Here is an 18,867-nt window from a genome sequence, read left to right as displayed (position 1 = left end):
AGGACGACCAAACGGGCTATGATCGTTTAGCAAATCTTATTCGAGGTATTGGCCATGCGCGCATCCCCGTCCATCATCTTCACCGCGGCTCTCGTCGCGCTGCTGTTCTTCGTATCGATGACGAGCTGCCTCACCGGGCCCGTCACGCCGCCGCCGGACACCGACGCCGATTCGGACTCGGACACCGATTCCGATGCCGACACGGACGCGGACTCGGACTCGGACTCCGATACGGATTCGGACACGGACACCGACGCCGACACGGATACGGATACGGATACCGATAGCGATACCGACACCGATACCGACACCGAGGCCGACGGCGGCGTCGACGGCGGCATGGACGGCGGGCAGTGATCTCACGCGGATACTTCGCATCTCGCTTCGGGCTAGACGAGGCGCTCCTCGGGCGCGTCGTCTCGAGGGCGCTCGACCGCGGCGCCGAGTTCGCGGAGGTTTTCGCCCAGCACCGCGTGAGCGACGCCATCGGCTTCGAGGACGGGCAGGTGAACCGCGCGTCGACGGGCGTGGAGCTCGGGATCGGCGTGCGCGCGCTCGTCGGCGATCAGACCGGCTACGCCTTCACCGAGGAGCTGACGGAGCCTTCGCTGCTCCTCGCGGCGGAGACGGCCGCGTCGATCGCCCGCGGGCCGCGCACCGCCTCGGAGGGCGCGATCCACACGGTCGCCCTGCCGAGGCTCTACGCGCCCGTGCCGCTGTGGGCCGAGATCCCGGCCGCGGAGAAGATCCGCTTCGTCGAGCGGGTGGGCGCGGCGATCGCGGGCGCCGATCCGGCGGTCGTCCGGGCCGGCGTGGCGTTCGGGGACGAGGACGAGGCGATCCTCATCGCGAACTCGGACGGGCTGCGCGTCGAGGACACGCGGCCGATGACCTACATCTACGCCTCCTGCACCGCGCGGCGCGGCGATCGCGTGGAGTCGAACTCGCACTCCGCGGCCGGGCGGCTCGGCGTCGAGATGTACGCGGACGGGTTCCTCGACGGGCTGGCCGGGAAGGCGGTGGCGAGCACCCTCGCGCTGTTCGACGCGCGCGTTCCCCGTGCGGGAGAGATGCCCGTCGTGCTCGCGCCGGCCACGTCCGGCATCCTCCTGCACGAGGCGATGGGCCACGGCTTCGAGGCGGACTTCAACCGCAAGGGCACGTCGCTGTTCTGCACCATGCTCGGCAGGAAGGTGGCGGCCGACTTCGTGAACATCGTCGACTCGGCGCTCGAGCCCGGCGCGCGCGGCGCCATCGCCGTGGACGACGAGGGCACGCCCGGCCAGCGCACGGCGCTCGTCGAGAACGGCGTGCTCGTGTCGTACCTGCACGATCGCCTGAGCGCGGCGCACTACGGCGTGGCGCGGACCGGGAACGGCCGCCGCGAGAGCTTCCGCTCGGCGCCGCTGCCGCGGATGCGGGTGACGACCATGGAGAACGGCCCGCACGATCCGGAGGAGATCATCCGCTCGGTCGAGCGCGGCCTCTACGCGGTCGACTTCGCGAACGGCGAGGTGGATATCGGCGGCGGCGACTACAGCTTCTACGTGAAGTCCGGGTTCCTGATCGAGGGCGGCCGGCTCACGGCGCCCATCAAGGACGTGAACCTCATCGGGAACGGCCCGGACAGCCTGGCCAGGATCGAGATGGTCGGGAACGACAGGGCGATCGATCCGGGGACGTGGACCTGCGGCAAGGACGGGCAGTCGGTGCCGGTCGGGCTCGGGCTGCCGACGGTCAAGGTGCGGTCGATCACCGTCGGCGGGGTGAACTGATGGCGAACCCGGGCGCGCTCGACCTCGAGAGGACCGCGGCCGCGGCGATCGAGGGGGCCCGGAAGCGGGGCGTCGCGGACGTCAAGGCGATCGCGGCGCGATCGCGGAGCGTGTCGGTGACGTACCGCAAGGGGCGCGCCGAGAAGGTCGAGGAGTCCTCGCGCCGCGGCCTCTCCTTGTACCTCTACGACGGCGGCCGGTACTCGGCGTGCGAGACGAACGACCTGCGGGAGGAGGCGCTCGCCCGCTTCCTCGACAACGCGGTCGCGCTCGTGCGCGCGACGACGCCGGATCCGTTCCGCGAGATCACCGACCCCGCGCTCTACGAAGGCCGGCGCGAGCTGGAGCTCGGGACGCACGATCCGTCGATCGCCGCGCTGACCCCGGCCGAGCGGCACGATCTCGCCGCGCGGGCCGAGGCCGCCGCCCTCGCCGAGGCGGGCGGCGCGGCCGTGTCCGCGGAGGCGGGCTTCGAGGACGAGGAGAGCGATCTCTTCCAGGCGCACTCGAACGGCTTCGCGGCCGGCAAGCGCGGCACGCGCTTCGGCGTCTACGCCGAGGTCTCCCTCTCGGACGCGGGCGACAAGCGGCCGTCCGACTCCGAGTACGCGTCGACCCGCAGCCTCGCGGCGCTCCCCTCGCCCGAGGAGATCGGCCGGGGCGCCGCGCTGCGGGCGCGCGGGAAGCTCGGCGCCGCGCCCATGGAGACCGCCGTGCTCCCGATCGCCGTGGAGAACCGCGCGGTGGGCCGGCTCCTCGGCAAGCTGCTCGCCGCGCTCGGCGGCCGCGCGCTGCAGCAGGAGCAGTCGTTCCTCGCGGGCGCGCTCGGGACCGCGGTCGGCTCGCCGGTCCTCGACGTGGTGGACGATCCGTTCCTCCGAGGCGGTGGCGCCTCGCGCCTCTTCGACGGCGAGGGGATCGCGACGCGCCGCATGCCGCTCTTCACGCGCGGCGTGCTCGAGAGCCTCTACCTCGACACCTATTACGCGAAGAAGCTCGGCCGGCCGCCGACCTGCGGCGGGTCGTCGAACGTCGTCGTGACGCCCGGCGCACGCGGCGCCGGGCAGCTGATGCAGGACGTCGGGCGCGGGCTGCTCGTGCGCGGCTTCGTGGGCGGCAACTCGAACCCGACGACCGGCGACTTCTCGCTCGGCGTGTACGGTACGCTCATCGAGAACGGCGCACCCTCGCGGGCCGTGGCCGAGATGAACATCGCGGGCAACCACAAGGAGCTGTGGAAGCGGCTCGCCGCTGCCGGGAACGATCCTTGGCCCTACGGATCGCTGCGCTCCCCGACGCTCGTCTTCGACGCCGTGCAGCTCAGCGGCTCGGGCGGAGAGTGATCCCGCTCGACCTCTCCCAGGTGGGATCAGCTTGTGATTTCCGATAACGGTCGGAATCGAACAGATTCACATCCTCACCGATCTGCCAGAGCGTCTCCACTTTCGGCTTGCACCCATCGGGTACCGCTGCCGCCACGTCTTTCGGCAAGACCAGTTTCAACGAAGCCGGTTTGTAGGACTGAAGGACAAATGGTCCGATGGCGTCGATGATGAGGTCGATCTTCCCTCGGATCGCACCTGTGGTCATGCCGTCGCGAAAGCGAATCAGTTTGCCCTTCCCCTCAGGATAGTCGACGTCTGCTGACACGGAGAGTGTTGTGCTTTTGCCCTGAGCGCTTTCCGGAATGGCAAACGGAGCGATCACGCTGAGCAGCGCGCCAGGACCGACCTCGACGCCGACATGAAGGACATGATCGATTTGTTTTCTCAGAAAAAAGTCTCGGCTCGGGGAAATGAGCACGCGCCCTGTGCACCGGCGGTCGTACTTATTCTGAAACCATATCTTGAACGCAAAGACTCCCTCAATGACGATCGGGTCAATCGCAAAACACAAACCGTTCCGTTCGAAGTAAGCACCGAACATCCTGCGAAGGAAATCCGGCGCTTTGTCTCGTCTGGTCATCCCCCAGATCAGCAGTGTTAAAGTCCCAATCGTCGTCAGTGAGAACACGACTCTTAGCACCCATGTCGTCGCGCTGACGTCCGCCGCCTCGACACCGAACCACACAATCCCGCCCCCGACAAACGCGACCATGAACGGAAGGATCAGCAGGACTTTCTTCGTCTCACTCATCACGATTCTCCGGATTCAAGAGGTCATCCCGCTCCTAGAATATCTGACCTCCACGGCATGGCAGGAGGATCTTCCGTCACGATGCGGCGCGCACCACGGACTCGACGCTCAGGACGCCGTCCGCTTCGTTGGGGAGGTAGTGCAGGAGCTCGAAGCCGATGATGTGCCCGTCCGCGTCCTTCATCAGGATCGCCTCCTCGGAGGTCTCCTCGCAGACGTGCTCCTTGCCCGGATCGTCGAGCCAGACCGTGAGCGTGTGCCCGGTCGTGTCGTGGATCACTCTGACTTTCGCCATATCGATTCTCCTATCTTCATCGAGTCGGTCGGATACGCGGTGACCAGGAATCCCGACTCTCCCTCGCGTTTCGTTACCGCGCACATCCATCGCGGCGTCTTCCCGCTGTAGAACAGATACACGTCCGGGTCTTTCGTGCTGCGCCGAACCTCGTCCGGTTTTTCCAGGGCGGAAACAACTCGATCCATGTGCCCTGCGAGCGCGGGGTGCTTCACCTCGGAGATGAACCTCCAGTACTCGGCCGTGCAGTGCACGTCGAAGCCCAGAGGCGTGGTCACGTTGAAGGCGTAGTCCTGCACGTCGCCCCCTTTCTCGTCACGGATGATAGCATGGATTCCTTATTTCCATTTCAGAGCCGTGTGGCTCGGCGGCGGAAGCGGATGAGTTGGACATGGTGTAGAATACCCATCGACATTCAGGAGGTGGGCGAATGCAGCTCTGGAACAGGACATTGCCGACGGCGTTCGCGTGCGCGCTCGCGGTTGCCGGCGGCTGCTACCGCACCGGCGACGCCGGCACCGGCGCCCCGGATGCCGACACGGACTCCGACACGGACTCCGACACGGATACCGATGCGGATGCCGACACGGACGTGGACGCCGATACCGACGCCGATTCCGACTCCGACACCGACACGTTCACCTGCGACGAGCTGCCCTCGTACTGCTGCGCGCTGGAGTGCCCGTGCGAGAGCGAAGGCACGGTCTGCATGCCGACGAACTGGTCGGGCGAGGACGGCAAGGGCGAGTGCGTCATCCCGGCCGACGAGGGCGAGTGCTGGATCACCGAGGAGTGCGAGCTCGGCGACTTCTGCGCCGGCGCGTTCGTCTGCGGCTGCGACATGGACTGCAGCTGGGAGGGGACCGGCGTCTGCGCGACCTCGGCCATGGGCTGCTGCGACGACGAGAGCGACTGCGACGACAACTACTTCTGCATGGAGCTCGACGACGGGCCGAGGACCTGCCACGGCGCGCTCCAGTTCCCGGCCTGCTGGACCGACGACGACTGCGGCGGCGGCAGCTGCGTCGGCTCCGAGCCCTGCCCGTGCGACGCCTACTGCGTCGGCCAACCCGGCCACTGCAACAACTGGGTTTAATCCCGTCGGGCCGCGCGCAGCTTGACGACGTCGGCGAACGTCTCCACGCGCGTCGCGAACCCCTCCTCGCTCGTCTGCTCGTCGAGGTTCAAAGCAAGGTACGGCACGCCCTTGCCGAGGAGGAACGGCTCTACGACCTGGCGCACCGAGGTCTCCGGCATGCAGGTGAACGGGTAGAGGTGCAGGATCCCGTCGCAGCTCTCGGCGAACTCGATCGCGTGCGCGGCGGAGAGCAGCGAGTCGCCGCCCCCCGGCGCCTTGAAGAAGCGCCGCGCCTTCGCGATCAGCCTGCGCTCCGTCTTGTAGTAGATCCGCGTCACCACCTTCATGAACTGGTACTCGGAGATCGGCGAGACGACCTCGATCCCCATGCGGTTGAGCCGCTCCGCGATCCGTCGGTTCGTGAACTCGTCGATGCACGCGTACGACTCGCCTATCACGCCGACCTTCGGGAGCCGCCGGCCGCGATCCTGCGGGATCGCGCGCAGCCGCCGCGCGCCGCGCCCGGCGAGGCGCCAGATCCGGAACGCTCCGTGCGTCCTGTCGAGCTCGCGGACGAGCGCCCCGAACTCCCCGGTCACCGCCGCCTGATCGCGCGCGTACGGCCGGACCTCGAGCAGCGCCCGCCGCCACCTCTCGATCACCTTCAGCTTGTAGAGGAACTTCCAGAAGCCGAGGAACGTCCGCGGCGTGTACGTCCAAGAGTCGCGGTAGGGCGACTCCTCGCGCAGGACGCCGTACAGGCTCTTGCGGATGCTGCCGCTGACGACGTGCGCGCGGAACCCGCGCCCCTCTCCGCGCAGGATCTCCTGCTGGGCGAGCTGGTACATGGAGAGCCGGCAGATCCCCTTGCCGCCGAAGAAGACGATCGTGTCCGCGCCCTTGTCCAGCGCGCTCAGGCAGTCGGCGAGCGCGAGGCGGAACGGGTAGCAGCAGTACTCGGGCGAGAGGCGCCGCGTCCGCACGAGGCCGTCGAGCCCCGGGCGATCCGGATCCACCCACTCGTGGCCCAGCTCGTGCGCGAGCGTCTTCATCCCCACCGAGAGGTGGCCGATCTGCGAGGTCGCGATCCTAAGCACGGCCGCCCCCGCGCAAGTCGCGCCCGAGCCGCGCGACGTCGACGAACGTCGCGAGCCGCGTGACGAGCCCCTCGGACGAGGTCTGCTCGTCGAGGATGAGGCGGAGGAAGGGCACGCGGGCGCCGCGCGCCTTCAACCGGCCCACGATCACGTCGGCCGCGTAGGAGTCCGGGCCGCACGCGAAGTAGGTGAGCAGCACGACGCCGTCCGCCCCCTCGGCGAGCCGGAGCTCGATCGCCCGCGCCGCACGGACGTTGGGCTCGTAGTACATCCCGTCCTCGATCGCGCTCGGGGCCTCGGGGACGATCTCGGGGCTGCCCACGACGACCGCGCCGAGCCGCCCGAGCTCGCGCGCGACGCCGACGCCGAGGAACGGATCGCGCTCCGCGTACAGGTGGCCGATCGCCGCGACGCGCACCGCGTCGCCCCCGGGGGCGGGCGCCTCGGCGCGGGCGCACTCGGCGCGCCACGCGTCCGCGAGCCGCCCCTTCGATCGCGAGTCGAAGGCCCCGAGCTCGACGAGCGCGGGCCGCATGGCGTCGACGAGGTGCAGGGCGAGATCGACGCGCCTCGAGTGGTGGAGATCGACGTACGGCGCGATCACGCAGAGCTCCGGAAAGGCGCTCTCGACGAGATCCGGGAGCACGTGGAACTTCGGACAGAGGTTGCGGCCCTTGGCGAGCGACACGATGCGCGGCACGAGCACCGTGTCGACTCCGCCGTCGGCGAGCGCCGCGACGTGCCCGAAGAACACCTTGAGCGGGAAGCAGACCTCGTCGACGCACCGCGCGAGGCCCGCCGCGAGGGTCGCAGCGGAGCTCCGCGCCGCGTGCACGACCTCGAAGCCGTGCGCCGAGAGCGCGGCGTCGAAGAACGCCCGCAGCTCGTCGTAGCACAAGGAGCGCGGCACCCCGATCCGCCCGCCGGCGGGGCGGACGCGGCGCGAAGGCGGATCGGCCGCGTAGCGCATGGATCAGTCGACGACCTCGAGCACGAGATCGAAGTTCAGCTGCTCGGTCGGGCCGAACAGGAGGTAGTTCTCGCTGCCCGAGACCCACCACGTGTAGCGGCCCGCCGCGGCGTCGCACAGATCGGAGCCCTCCGCCGCGTCGTCGAAGTCGACGACCTCGCCGTCCTCCCGGACGACCTCGAACGGCATCGGGTCGTCGAACATGATGAACACGGGCGTGTCGTTCGCCGGGTCGATCGAGAGCCGCAGGTAGCCGCCGTTCTGTCCCTCGAAGTCGGTGAGCGTGACGGGCTTCTTGCCGGGCTGCGCGTCGATCCCGGGCGCGCTCTCCATGTCCGCGCCCGTGGTGACCGGGATCGGCCCCGTGCCGACGGTCGTGGTCAGGATGTCGCACATCGCCTGTTCCTGATCCGCGCTGACCTGGATGTCGCCCGGTTCACCGGTCCCCCGCCCGCGCTCGTCTTCGCCGCACGCCATGAGCCCCGCCGCGAGCACCCAAGGAAGGATCGCCACCGCCGCCGCGCTCTTCATGCTCCACCTCGTCGTCGAGAAAGGGAGCCGCATTCTACCCGAAACGCGGCCCGGCCGCTCACCGATTCGCCCCGGGCGCGGCGAGCGCGTCCGCCACGGCGGCCGCGATGTCGTCCTCGGCCCAGAACCCTGAGTGGCCGGCGGTCACGCGGCCCGCGGCGTCCACGACGTAGAGCGTGGGCAGGGAGCGGACGCGGTAGGCCGCGGCGGCAACGCCGTCCTCGTCCACGGCGATCGGGTACGACACCCCGCGCCCGCGGACGAACCGCGCAACCTCGTCGACGGGCTCGCCGCCCGCGCAGATCCCGACGACCTCGACGCCGCGCGGCCCCATGCGCCGCCGGAGCGTCTCGAGCTCGTCCATCTCGGCGAGGCACGGCGGGCACGTCGTGGACCAGAAGTCGAGCACCACGACCTTGCCGCGGAGGAGCGCGAGCTCGACGCGCTCGCCCGCCCGGTCCGCACGGGGCAGGGAGAACGCCGGCGCCACCGCGCCCTCGGGGAGCTTGCCGCCGCCCGTGAGCTGGACGAGGAACAGCCCGGCGATCGCCGCGGCGATCGCGACGAGCGCGACGGCCCGGCCAGCGCGGCCGCGGGGCCTGGCCGGGCTTTTCGCCCCGCCGCTCATCCGAAGAAGACCTCCTTCACCGTGATCACGGCGATGAGGCCGAGCACGAGGAAAAAGCCCGCCGTGTTGACGTAGGCGTCGATCGTGCGGTTCAGGCGGCGGCGCGTGATCGTCTCGCCGAGCAGCACGAGGCACCGGCCGCCGTCGAGCGCGGGGAGCGGGAACAGGTTGAACAGGAACAGCATCACGCTCAAGTACGCCACGAAGACGATGAAGTGCGCGGGCCCCACGTCGAGGCTGCTCGCGGCCATCTTGACGATGCCGACCGGGCCGACCGGCGACATCGCCGAGTCCTCCTCCGTCATCCAGCTCTTGAGACCGGCGAACGTCATCGAGATCCAGCTCGTGCACTGCCCGAGCGCGGCGCCGGCCGCCCCGTGCACCGGGTACCGCACGAGGACCGACGGCTGGCCGATGCCGATGAGGCCCATGCCGCCCTTGTCCTCCGGGGTGACCGCGATCGTGCGGCGCGCCTCGCCGCGCTCGACGAGCAGCTCGACGCGCTTTCCCGGGCTCTCGTGGAGGTTCGAGGAGAGCTCCTCCCACGTCGAGATCGGGCGGCCGTCGAGCTCGATCACGCGGTCGCCCGGCTCGAGGCCCGCGCGCTCCGCAGGCCCGCCGCGCGAGACCGCGCCCACCCTCGCCTCGTCCACCTCCATCGGCCCGCCGATCGCGAACAGCGCCCACAGGACGACGAACGAAAGGGCGAAGTTCGCCGCCGGGCCCGCCGCGATCACGGCCGCGCGCCGCCACGCGGACTTGGTCTGGTAGGAGTCCGGATCCTCGAACGCGCCCTCCTCGAACGGGTTCATCCCCTTGATCTGCACGAAGCCGCCGAGCGGCAGGATCCCGACCTGGTAGACGATGCCCGTCTTCTTCGAGGTCCACGAGAGGATCGGCTTGAAGAAGCCTATCGAGTAGCGCAGCACGCGCATGCCGACCAAGCGCGCGGCGGCGTAGTGGCCGAGCTCGTGGAACGCGATGAGGAGGCCGAGCGCGATGATCGAAATGGCGATGCTCATGAACGTTCGTAACCCCCCGATCGCGCGTTGTCGAGAAACGCCGGGACGCGCGGTCCCGGAATTCGGGCGGCCGGACGCGGCGTTCCCGAGATCGGTTGACGGGAAGCAGGGAGCTGCTATTCCCGGCCGACGGAGGAGGCCCCCTTTGGACGCGTCGATGGCGAACACGTGGATCGAGATCTCGGCGGGCGCCGTGGCGAACAACGTCGCCGCGTTCCGCGGGATCGCGGGACCGGACCGCGCCCTCATGGCGGTCGTGAAGTCGGACGCGTACGGGCACGGCATGCGCGAGGTCGCCGGGATCGCGCTCGGCGCGGGCGCGGACTGGCTCGGCGTGTTCTCGGCGCTCGAGGGGCTCGCGCTGCGCGAGGCGGGGATCGACGCCCCGATCCTCGTGTTCGGCCCGGTACCCGAGGCGGCGCTCGATAGGGCGCTCGCGGCGGGCCTGCGCCTCACCGCGGCGTCGCCTATCGCCGCGGCGGCGATCGCGGCGCGACCCGGGGCCAAGGGGGCGCGCGTCCACGTCAAGGTCGAGACCGGCACGAACCGGCAGGGGATGCTGGCCGGCGAGCTGCCGGGCGCGGTCCGCCTGCTCGAGGCGGCCGGCGCCGTGGTCGAGGGCGCGTACACGCACTTCGCGGACATCGAGGACACGACCGAGCACGCCTACGCCGCGAAGCAGAAGGCGCGGTTCCTGGAGGTGCTCGACGGGCTGCGCGCCGCGGGCGTCGAGATCCCGATGCCGCACACCGCGTGCTCGGCCGCCGCGATCCTCTTCCCGGAGACGCACCACGCGCTCGTCCGGGCCGGCATCGGCGTGTACGGCCTGTGGCCCTCGAAGGAGACGCGCGTCTCGGCGAACGCGCTCGGCCGCAACCGCCTGGGGCTCAGGCCCGCCATGACGTGGAAGACCCGAATCGCCCAGATCAAGTGCGTCGTGGCCGGCGACTACGTGGGCTACGGCCGCACGTTCCGCGCGACGCGGTCGACGCTGCTCGCGGTGCTGCCGGTCGGCTACGCGGACGGCTACGACCGCTCGCTCTCCAACGCGGCGCGCACGATCGTCCGCGGCGTGCGGGCGCCGGTCGTGGGCCGCGTGTGCATGAACATGATGATGATCGACGTGTCGGACGTGCCCGGCGCGGCCGAGGGCGACGAGGTCGTGCTGCTCGGCTCGCAGGGCGACGAGTCGGTCACGGCCGAGGATCTCGCCCGCCTCGCGGGCACCATCAACTACGAGATCGTCACCCGCGCCGCCCCCGGCGCCCCGCGGATCGTGGTGGAGTAACGGATCGGCTCACCGCCGCTCGCGACCTTCGCGGATGATCGCGACGAGCTCGCCTTTTTTCAGACGGGTGGGCACGGCCGGGATGTCGAGGGGCGAGGCCGGCGACGTGTCCGAAGATCCTACGCTGCGCTCAGCGAGCGAGCGATTGCGTCGCCGGGTACCACTCCGTTTGTCGTCACGGGCCGAGGTCATCGCAACTTCTCCTCGTTGTTGAACGTGACGATTGTAGCCGCGGACGGCTGCGGCGTGAAGTGCGCGGTGATCGATCCGACCGATCGGTCGGATCCGCCGGATCGGTCGGATTTTAGGCCGGAGCCGGGACGCTACGGCTCGGGATTCTCTTCCCGCTCCGCGCGCTCGAGGGTGTCCGCCGCGATCACGGGATCGTGAACGTGAGCGGCGAGTTGGAGATCTGGGGGTTTCCCCCGACCCCGTCCGAGTTGATGCCGAAGGCGTAGACCGTGTGCAGGCCGCTCGCCAGCTGCGTGATGAGCGGACCGTCCGGGACGAACGCGAAGCGGTGGTGGTCCCCGCCGCCGCACGCGGCGTTGACGCCCGGCTCCGAGACGTTCTCCGCAAAGATCGCCCGAACGATCGGGCTGGGATCGCCCGGCACCGAATCGAAGTAGAGGTGGACGCCGATCGAGGTCCACGGCGTGTCCGCGTCACAAGCCCAACCGGAGATGCTCGTGTCCGCCGCCGACTCCAGGTTGCCGATCGGCGTCTGGCCCGCGCAGGCCCACGTGCCCCAATAGTCCGTCGCGCACGAGGATCCGATCGGGCAGGAATACACGACGTCGAGGTAGACGCACGTGGAGATCTCGCAGATCCCCACCTGGTCCTGATCGAAATGATCCACCACTCCGGCGTCGAGGCACACGTCGGCCGGGGGAGTGACGCACGTCCCGCAGTACCCTCCGCACCCGTCGTCGCCGCACTCTTTGTCCCCGCAGTCGGGCGCGCACTCCCCTGCGTCCTCCGATTCCGAGTCGGTGTCCGCGTCGGTGTCCGCATCCGAGTCCGTGTCCGTGTCCGTGTCGGCGTCCGCGTCACCGGCGCCCCCCGCGCCCCCTGACGACTCGCACGAGGCGAGGGCGGCGCACAGGGCGACGACCGCGAGAGAAAGCCTTCTGTCCAGCATCATGAGCGGCCATCCTTTCCCGCTACTGAATGTCCACCACGATCTCGGTCCACTGGGCGATGTGGTTGTTGGTGGTGATGTCCTGGAACGGCAGGTAGAACGCCGGCCAGCTCGGATCCTCTCCGCCCTCGGCCAAGGCGGGGCTGAACGCCGCCATCCACAACTGGGGGTTCTGCCCGTCGGTCAGGAGATTCCCGTACTTGCGCATACTGGAGAAGGTGAACCACATCACCGGCTCCCCCTTGTACTCGTAGACGAACGGGCACCACTTGGCCCACGAGGTGCGCAGCTCCCCCGTGAGGTTGACCCGCGCGAGCGGGAGGTTGTTCTCCCCGTCCGCGCCGATCGCGTGCAGGGTGGCGTCGTTGTCCGAGTAGCTGTCGCCGGCGCCGACGTCGGTGTCGGACTCGGTCGAGCGGTTGTAGATCACCCAGCCCCCGTCCGGGCTGATCGCGGGGTAGTAGTAGTTGACGCCGTCGACCTCGGCCGGGACGAGCACGGTCGGCTCGCCCCACCCGCCGGGGCCGTCGTAGGCGATGGTCTCGATCTGCCCCCCGCGGAACCCCCAGTCCGAGAACCCTTCCGCCGGGCGCGTGCAGCGCGTGAAGGCGATGGTCCCCCCGTCGAGGGACCAGTCGGGGTAGGTGACGTACTCGAGGGGCAGCGCCTCGATCGGCGCCGCCGTGTCGCCGTCTCTCAGCGTGAAGATCCCCTCGTACACCGTCAGGAGGTACGCGTCGTCGGGGGAGAAGGTCTCGAAGTTGGCCCAGAACGCGTTCTCCTCCTCGAGGATCGACACCTGATCCGCGACCGAGATGAGATCCGCCGGGCCGCCGCCGCCGTCGTAGTTGACCGTCATCGCCGTGCCGTCGTGCCGGAGAGCGTGACACGCGACGCAGCGCCCCGCCGTCTCGACCGTCGTGTACACCGGCTGCGCCGCCACCTCCGGCTTGCCGAAGTCGAACCGGAAGATGCCGTAGTCCGCGCCGACGGTGCTCGAGGCGGCCCAGTAGTACACCCCTCCTTCCACCGACTCCTCGGCGACCGCGTACGCCAAAGGTTCGGACGTGCCCACCGTCGCCGGATCGGACGTGGACGTGCCTGCGACCGTGAGCTGAACCGGCTCGAGGCCGCCGTTTGCCGGGATGATCTGGCTCCACGCCAGCTCGACGGGAACGTAGGAGGTCGCCGCGAGGTAGACGTCGATGGTGCTGTACTGCCCTTCGAACCGCGCGCGCCACACGTCGTTCCCCGCGCCCCCGTCCCAGAAGAACCCGACGTCGGCCAAGTTGGGGGGCAGCAGCACGCCGTCGGCGGGGTAGGTGATCGCCGGCGCCCTGGCGGGGTCGTCCGTGCCGTCGAAGAGCTCTTCGACGCCTTCGGGAACACCCTCGCCGATGAAGACCGACTCGATGACGACCGTCACCTGCGCCTCGGCGACGGTCTCTCCGATCTGGACGGAGACGACCGCCTGGCCCCCGAACTGATCGGATGTGGTCAGCAGGTTGCCTTCGAAGTCGCCGAGCTTCCCGTCCGACAACTCGAAGACGGCCTCCTCCGTGAAATCCACGGGATCCCCGTCCTCGTACTCGCCGGTGACGGTGTAGGCCTGCTGCTGGACCTCGCCGTTCACCACCACGAGGGTCACATCCTGCGGCTCGATGATCAGGGAGAGCAGCGCCTCCGAATCCGAGTCCGAGTCCGAATCCGAGTCCGAGTCGCCGTCACTCCCCGGGACCGAGTCCTCGGAGCAGGTGATGGAAAGGAAGGACCCCACCGCGGCCGGGATCACGACGGCCACGAGCGCCACCTGCATCTTTTCGCGTATCTTGTCCATAGGATGCCTCCGATCTGCTCAAGGTATATCACAGCTCGGAGTCCGTCGCCTCGCACTCCGCCCGCTCGAGCGCGTCCGCGGCGACGAGCCAGCGCTCCTCCGCGGCGGCGACCAGATCGACGAGCTCGTGCTGCCGCCTTCCGAGCGCCGCGATCCGCTCCCGGTCGAGCGCGCCGTACGTCGACGGATCGGCGAGCTCCACCTCGATCGCCGCGCGCTCCTCGATCAGCGCCTCGAGCGCGCCCTCGGCGTCGGCCGCCGACCGCTTCAAGGGTGCGAGCCGCGCCCGGATCTCGGCCGCCGACCGCCGCCCGTCCTTGCGGTTCGGCCGGGTCGAAGCGTCCGTCCCGCCCGCGGCCCGCCGCGCGGCCTGCCTGAGCGACGCGCGCGCCTCGAGCAGCCGCGCCTGGTAGTCGTCCATGTCGCCGAAGAACTGCGCGCAGGATCCGCCCTCGACGAGCCACAGCTGATCCACCGTCGCCTCGATGAGGCGCCTGTCGTGCGACACGAGGATCATCGCGCCGCCGAACGCGTTGAGCCCCTCGACGAGCGCCTCCCGCGCGTCGACGTCGAGGTGGTTCGTCGGCTCGTCGAGGATCAGCAGGTTCGGCCGCTCGACCGCGATCAGCGCGAGCGCGAGCCGCGTCTTCTCGCCGCCGGAGAGCCCGGCGGCCCGGACCTCCGCGCGTTCCTGCGCGAACCCGAACCGGCCGAGCCAGGCGCGCACCTTCTCCTGCGGGAGCTCCGGCGGCATGGCCGCGCGCATGTGCTCGAACGCGGTGCGATCCGGCGCCAGCTGCTCGAGGTGATCCTGGGCGAAGTAGCCGACCACGAGCTTCGACGACGCCGTGAGCCGCCCGGACTCGGGCTCGAGCGATCCCGCGAGCAGGCGCGCGAGCGTCGTCTTGCCGTTCCCGTTCGCGCCGAGCAGCGCCACGCGATCCTCGGCGAACACGCTCAGGTGGAGGCCGCTGAGCACCGGCGCGCCGGGCGCGTAGCCGACCGCCACGTCGTCCATCCGAACGAGCGGGGACGCGGTCGCCGCGGGCTCGGGGAAGTCGAACGCGACGCGCTGCCGCGACGAGGACGCCGCGACCGGGCGCATCTTCTCGAGCATCTTGATGCGGCTCTGCGCCTGCTTCGCCTTGGTCGCCTTGGCGCGGAACCTGTCGATGAACGACTGCAGGTGCGCCCGCGCGGCCTCCTGCTTGACGCGCGCCGCGTCCTCGAGCGCCGCCTTCTGCGCGAGGGCGGCCACGAAGTCGTCGTAGCCGCCCGTGTACGAGGCGAGCCTGAGATCCTTGATGCACACGATCTGCTCCGCGATCTCGTTGAGCAGGTGCCGATCGTGGCTCACGACGACGAGCGTGCTCGGGTACCCCTTGAGGTAGTCGAGCAGCCACAGGACGGACTCGAGGTCGAGGTGGTTCGTCGGCTCGTCGAGGAGCAGGAGATCCGGCTCGGCGAACAGGGCGCTCGCGAGCGCCACCCGCATCCTCCATCCGCCCGAGAACGTCCGGAGCGGCCGCGACTGCGCCGCCTCGTCGAAGCCGAGCCCCGCGAGGATCACCGCCGCGCGCGCCGGCGCCGCGTGCGCGCCCTTGTCCGCGAGCCGCGTGTGGATCTCGGCGATGCGCGAAGGATCGCGGCACGTCTCGGCCTCCGCGAGGAGCCCCTCGCGCTCCGTGTCGGCCGCGAGCACGACCTCGATAGGCGTGCGCTCCCCGCCCGGCGCCTCCTGCGCCACCGTGCCGACCGAGCAGCGCGCGCGCAGATCGATGGCGCCGCCGTCGAGCTCGAGCTCGCCGAGGGCGAGCCGGAGGAGCGTCGTCTTGCCCGAGCCGTTGGGCCCCACGAGCCCGACCCTCTTGCCGGCCGGCACGTGCGCCGACGCGTTCTCGAACAGCGTCCGCCCGCCGACGCGGTACGTTATGCCCTTCACGTGGAGCATCGCGGGGCGTTTAGCACGGGAGGTGTGTGAGATCTAGAAGGGACCAAAGGGACGGAAGGGACAAAAGGGCAGGAGAAGCAAAACCTTCTGTCGCTTCTGTCCCTTCTGTCCCTTGATCGGTCTACTTCCCTGCCCTTGCGGCGTCGCGGTGGACGGCGCGGCTCGGGTGGCCCCTCTCGGAGAACAGCGCGGCCATGCGCTCGGCGAACGCGACGGAGCGGTGCCTCCCGCCCGTGCAGCCGAACGCCACCGTGAGGTTGCGCTTCCCGACCTTGACGAAGCTGTCGAGCGTCAGCTCCAGGAGCGCCGCGATCTTGTCGAAGTACTCGCCCGCGAGCGGCTGCGACATGACGTAGCGGAGCACCTCCTCGTCCTGCCCCGTGCGGTCCTTGAGCTCCGGCACGTAGAAAGGGTTGGGCAGGAAGCGCACGTCGAACACGAAGTCCGCGTCGCGGGGCACGCCGTACTTGTAACCGAAGCTCAGCAGCTTGAGCCGCACGCTGTTCGCGACGTCGCCGGCCACGGTCTGCACGATCGCCTCGCGCAGGCCGGCCGCGTCGAGCGAGCTCGTGTCGATGACGTAGGTCGCGATCGCCCGGATCGCCTCGAGCACCCGCCGCTCCTCGCCGATCGCGTCCTGGATCGAGAAGCGCGGCAGCTCCAGCGGGTGGGCGCGCCGCACCTCGCTGAACCGGTTGATCAGCACGTCCGTCGCCGCGTCGAGGTAGAGGATGCCGTACGCCACCCCCGCCTCGTCGAGCTCCCGCGCCGTGTCGAGGAAGTCGCCGAACAGCGCGCCGGAGCGGACGTCGCTCGCGATCACGACGCCGGCGCCGATGGCGCCGGAGCGCTCGCACAGATCGAAGAAGCTCGGGATGAGGCCCGGCGGGAGGTTGTCCGCGCAGTAACAGCCGAGATCCTCGAACGCGCGCATCGCGGTGGACTTGCCCGCGCCGGACAGCCCCGTGATGATCAGGAGCGGCGTCCCGGTCGTGTACTTGCGCTTGGTCCGCGCCTCGTCCATCTAGAAGCAGACGCCCGCGAGCGCGACCGGGCCGTGGCCGAACGCGGAGTCGCTGCCGAAGTTGAGCGAGTACCTGAACTCGAGGTGCACGCGGATCGACGTCTGGCGCAGCACCTCGAGCCCGAGCACCGGGAACAGCTCGAAGCCGATCTCCGAGTCCATGGGCGGCCGCTCCCACCCGTTGATGTTGTCGGTGCCGGTCAGCCCGGCGCGATCGCCCTCCTTGTTGACGCGGCCGCCGAAGTACACGCCGAAGCCGGCGCCGATGTACGGCGAGACGCCCTTGTGGAGCAGGTAGTACGCCACGGCGACGTCGATGAACGCCTGGACGTTGGCGTCCGTGTCCCGCTTGTACTTGTAGCCGCCGGAGATGTCGTCGCCGTTGTCCTCGTCGTCGGTCTCGCTGTAGTCGTCATAGTCGTCGTCCGCCGAGAACCCGATGCCGGCGTTGATGATCAGGAGAAGATCCTTGATCTCGAGCCGCCCGTCGAACGCGAGCACGCCCGCCGTGTCCATCGTCTCGCCGATGCCGAACGTCCCGCCGATCATCGCTCCGAAGTTCTTCTCGAGCCGGAACCGGTTCGACTGGCGCTGCGCCTCGGCCATGGTCGCGTTGTCGAGGTCGAGCGTCTCGTCCACGGTCGTGTCGCCGGCGAACGCCATGGCGATCCGCTCGAGCACGCCGACGAGATCGTCCTCGGTCTTGGCCTCGGTCTGCCGGTCGTCGATCACCTTGCCGGTTAGGTCCCGCTTGTTGATCGACACGCGGATCTTGGTCCCGAGCCGCACGAGCATGCCGTCGATGTACGCCGTGCAGCCGAGGCCGCGCGCGATCTCGGCCTTACGCTGTGACGTGAGCTCGGCAAGGGCCGCCGCCTCTTCCCAATCCACGACGTCGAACCCCTGGTTCCTGAGCGCGGACTTGAGCACCTCGGTCGAGGCGTCCGTGATGTTCTCCTGGACGTTGACCCCCACGAGCGGGAAAACGACGAGCCGCCCCCCGTCGGGGGACGCCTTCTGCGCGCCAGCCGTCCCGGCCGCGAGCGCCGCGGCGAGGAGCGCGAGAATCCCGGTCGCCACTGCCGTTCTACGCATTGTCCACACCCCTTTGTCTCTTCCGACGATTCAACCTCTCGACACGCGGGCCGGCCGGTTTCTCCTATCAGAAGTTGACGCCGGCCATGATCGCCAGGCCGTGCCCCCAGTGCGCCTCCCCGGCGAAGTCGAACAGGTACCGGAGATCGACGTGCAGGCGAATCGAGCTGTGGCGCAGGAACTCCACACCCACGGCCGGGAAGACCTCCCACCCGATCATCGACGGGTCCGAGTAGTCGCAGTCGTCGTCGAAGCCGTCGCCGTCCGTGTCGTTGCAGTCGCGCTTCCCCTCGAGCCTGTTGCCGAAGAAGAACACGCCGAAGCCGACGCCGAGGTACGGCGAGATCGGCGTGTGCGTCAGGTAGTACGCGGCGGCGATGTCGATGATGAACTGGAAGTCGACGTCGTCGCACATCGCGAAGCCGCCGTTGATCTCGATGAGCGCGTCCTTGATCTCGAACCGCCCGTCGAAGGCGACGAACGTAAACGAGTTGAGCGAATCCGCGAAGCCGAACGCGTGGCCGATCACGACGCCGAGGTTCTTCTCGATGCGGAACCGGTTCGACTGGCGCTGCGCCTCGGCCATCGTCGCGTTGTCGAGGTTCAACGTCTCCTCGACGGTCTTGTCTCCGGCGAGCGCCATGGCGATCCGCTCGAGCGCGTTGGCGAGATCGTCCTCGGTCTTCGCCTCGGTCTGCAAGGCTTGGACCACGTTGCCGTCGAGACCCCGCAGGTTGATCGAGACGCGGATCTTGGTCCCGAGCCGGACGAGCTTGCCGTCGACGTACCCCGAGCAGCCGAGCTGCCGCGCGATCGCGGTCTTCTCCTCCGCGTTCAGGGCGACGGTCGACGGGGCGGTCGCCTGGGTGTCGTACCCGACCGCTGACGGCGTCGTCCCGGGCGGCGGGGGCGGCGAGGCGCTCGCGACGACCACCGGCGGCGCGCCGCTCGCGACCGCGGGATCCCCGGGAGGCGGCGGGGGCGGAGGAGGAGGGGGTG

The 18,867-nt window shown here is 69.6% G+C and carries 21 protein-coding genes; 6 read left to right on the top strand and 15 right to left on the bottom strand.

Features of this window, described 5'->3' with window-relative positions:
- The first annotated feature begins 54 nt into the window (after positions 1 to 54).
- From M0R80_17780 to M0R80_17770, 3 genes are read left to right on the top strand one after another with little or no spacing between them, the layout of a single operon-like run.
- A complete protein-coding gene (locus M0R80_17780) occupies positions 55 to 357 on the top strand; it encodes a hypothetical protein (protein MCK9461484.1) in 303 nt (100 codons plus the stop codon).
- Positions 354 to 1,775 carry a TldD/PmbA family protein gene (locus M0R80_17775; protein MCK9461483.1) on the top strand — a complete coding sequence of 474 codons (1,422 nt, stop codon included), beginning with the start codon at positions 354 to 356 and terminating at the stop codon, positions 1,773 to 1,775. The genes M0R80_17780 and M0R80_17775 overlap by 4 nt, the downstream gene beginning before the upstream one ends.
- Entirely contained in the window at positions 1,775 to 3,118 is a 1,344-nt protein-coding gene (locus M0R80_17770) for a TldD/PmbA family protein (protein MCK9461482.1), read from the top strand. Before M0R80_17775 ends, M0R80_17770 begins: the two co-directional genes overlap by 1 nt.
- Here M0R80_17770 and M0R80_17765 read toward each other — a convergent pair.
- The 3 genes from M0R80_17765 to M0R80_17755 all read right to left on the bottom strand — a co-directional run bounded on the left by M0R80_17765 (position 3,096) and on the right by M0R80_17755 (position 4,505).
- A complete protein-coding gene (locus M0R80_17765) occupies positions 3,096 to 3,911 on the bottom strand; it encodes a hypothetical protein (GenBank protein MCK9461481.1) in 816 nt (271 codons plus the stop codon). The genes M0R80_17770 and M0R80_17765 overlap by 23 nt on opposite strands.
- Before the next feature lie 76 nt (positions 3,912 to 3,987).
- A complete protein-coding gene (locus tag M0R80_17760) occupies positions 3,988 to 4,206 on the bottom strand; it encodes a DUF2283 domain-containing protein (GenBank protein ID MCK9461480.1) in 219 nt (72 codons plus the stop codon).
- A complete protein-coding gene (locus M0R80_17755; GenBank protein MCK9461479.1) occupies positions 4,188 to 4,505 on the bottom strand; it encodes a DUF4258 domain-containing protein in 318 nt (105 codons plus the stop codon). Before M0R80_17755 ends, M0R80_17760 begins: the two co-directional genes overlap by 19 nt.
- A gap of 131 nt (positions 4,506 to 4,636) precedes the next feature.
- Here M0R80_17755 and M0R80_17750 point away from each other — a divergent pair, with 131 nt between their 5' ends.
- Positions 4,637 to 5,302: a hypothetical protein gene (locus tag M0R80_17750; GenBank protein ID MCK9461478.1), complete on the top strand. Its 666-nt coding sequence runs from the start codon at positions 4,637 to 4,639 to the stop codon at positions 5,300 to 5,302.
- On the opposite strand, the gene M0R80_17745 is transcribed toward M0R80_17750, so the two are convergent.
- The 5 genes from M0R80_17745 to M0R80_17725 are packed head-to-tail and all read right to left on the bottom strand — an operon-like array spanning position 5,299 to position 9,532.
- Positions 5,299 to 6,381 carry a hypothetical protein gene (locus M0R80_17745; protein ID MCK9461477.1) on the bottom strand — a complete coding sequence of 361 codons (1,083 nt, stop codon included), beginning with the start codon at positions 6,379 to 6,381 and terminating at the stop codon, positions 5,299 to 5,301. The two genes, M0R80_17750 and M0R80_17745, sit on opposite strands and share 4 nt — an antisense overlap.
- Positions 6,374 to 7,351, bottom strand: coding sequence for an acyl-CoA dehydratase activase-related protein (locus tag M0R80_17740; protein ID MCK9461476.1), 978 nt, complete (start codon positions 7,349 to 7,351; stop codon positions 6,374 to 6,376). Before M0R80_17740 ends, M0R80_17745 begins: the two co-directional genes overlap by 8 nt.
- Before the next feature lie 3 nt (positions 7,352 to 7,354).
- Positions 7,355 to 7,882: a hypothetical protein gene (locus M0R80_17735; protein ID MCK9461475.1), complete on the bottom strand. Its 528-nt coding sequence runs from the start codon at positions 7,880 to 7,882 to the stop codon at positions 7,355 to 7,357.
- 58 nt (positions 7,883 to 7,940) lie between these two features.
- On the bottom strand, positions 7,941 to 8,510 hold the full coding sequence (locus tag M0R80_17730) for a TlpA family protein disulfide reductase (GenBank protein ID MCK9461474.1): 570 nt from the start codon (positions 8,508 to 8,510) through the stop codon (positions 7,941 to 7,943).
- Positions 8,507 to 9,532 (bottom strand): M50 family metallopeptidase, encoded by a 1,026-nt coding sequence (locus tag M0R80_17725; protein ID MCK9461473.1) that lies wholly within the window; start codon positions 9,530 to 9,532, stop codon positions 8,507 to 8,509. The genes M0R80_17730 and M0R80_17725 overlap by 4 nt, the downstream gene beginning before the upstream one ends.
- A gap of 145 nt (positions 9,533 to 9,677) precedes the next feature.
- Here M0R80_17725 and alr point away from each other — a divergent pair, with 145 nt between their 5' ends.
- Positions 9,678 to 10,820: an alanine racemase gene (alr, locus tag M0R80_17720; protein ID MCK9461472.1), complete on the top strand. Its 1,143-nt coding sequence runs from the start codon at positions 9,678 to 9,680 to the stop codon at positions 10,818 to 10,820.
- A 9-nt stretch (positions 10,821 to 10,829) separates the two neighbouring features.
- Here alr and M0R80_17715 read toward each other — a convergent pair whose 3' ends face one another.
- The gene (locus tag M0R80_17715; protein MCK9461471.1) at positions 10,830 to 11,012 is read right to left on the bottom strand and encodes a hypothetical protein; all 183 of its coding nucleotides are present in this window, start codon (positions 11,010 to 11,012) and stop codon (positions 10,830 to 10,832) included.
- 24 nt (positions 11,013 to 11,036) lie between these two features.
- On the opposite strand from M0R80_17715, the gene M0R80_17710 reads away from it, so the two are divergent.
- On the top strand, positions 11,037 to 11,210 hold the full coding sequence (locus tag M0R80_17710; GenBank protein MCK9461470.1) for a hypothetical protein: 174 nt from the start codon (positions 11,037 to 11,039) through the stop codon (positions 11,208 to 11,210).
- Here the strand turns inward: M0R80_17710 and M0R80_17705 are convergent.
- From M0R80_17705 to M0R80_17680, 6 genes are all read right to left on the bottom strand, one after another.
- Positions 11,197 to 11,964, bottom strand: coding sequence for a hypothetical protein (locus tag M0R80_17705; GenBank protein ID MCK9461469.1), 768 nt, complete (start codon positions 11,962 to 11,964; stop codon positions 11,197 to 11,199). The two genes, M0R80_17710 and M0R80_17705, sit on opposite strands and share 14 nt — an antisense overlap.
- A 19-nt stretch (positions 11,965 to 11,983) precedes the next feature.
- Positions 11,984 to 13,798: a hypothetical protein gene (locus M0R80_17700; GenBank protein MCK9461468.1), complete on the bottom strand. Its 1,815-nt coding sequence runs from the start codon at positions 13,796 to 13,798 to the stop codon at positions 11,984 to 11,986.
- A gap of 28 nt (positions 13,799 to 13,826) precedes the next feature.
- The gene (locus tag M0R80_17695; protein MCK9461467.1) at positions 13,827 to 15,749 is read right to left on the bottom strand and encodes an ABC-F family ATP-binding cassette domain-containing protein; all 1,923 of its coding nucleotides are present in this window, start codon (positions 15,747 to 15,749) and stop codon (positions 13,827 to 13,829) included.
- Positions 15,750 to 15,870: 121 nt separating this feature from the next.
- A complete protein-coding gene (gene rapZ / locus M0R80_17690; protein ID MCK9461466.1) occupies positions 15,871 to 16,773 on the bottom strand; it encodes an RNase adapter RapZ in 903 nt (300 codons plus the stop codon).
- Positions 16,774 to 17,868 carry a hypothetical protein gene (locus M0R80_17685; protein MCK9461465.1) on the bottom strand — a complete coding sequence of 365 codons (1,095 nt, stop codon included), beginning with the start codon at positions 17,866 to 17,868 and terminating at the stop codon, positions 16,774 to 16,776.
- Between the two features lie 67 nt (positions 17,869 to 17,935).
- A partial coding sequence (locus M0R80_17680) for a hypothetical protein (protein MCK9461464.1) occupies positions 17,936 to 18,867 on the bottom strand: 932 nt, incomplete at its 5' end.

Source organism: Pseudomonadota bacterium, from assembly GCA_023229365.1.
Lineage (GTDB): Bacteria > Myxococcota_A > Polyangia > JAAYKL01 > JAAYKL01 > JALNZK01.
This window is presented reverse-complemented; position numbering and strand designations above follow the sequence as displayed.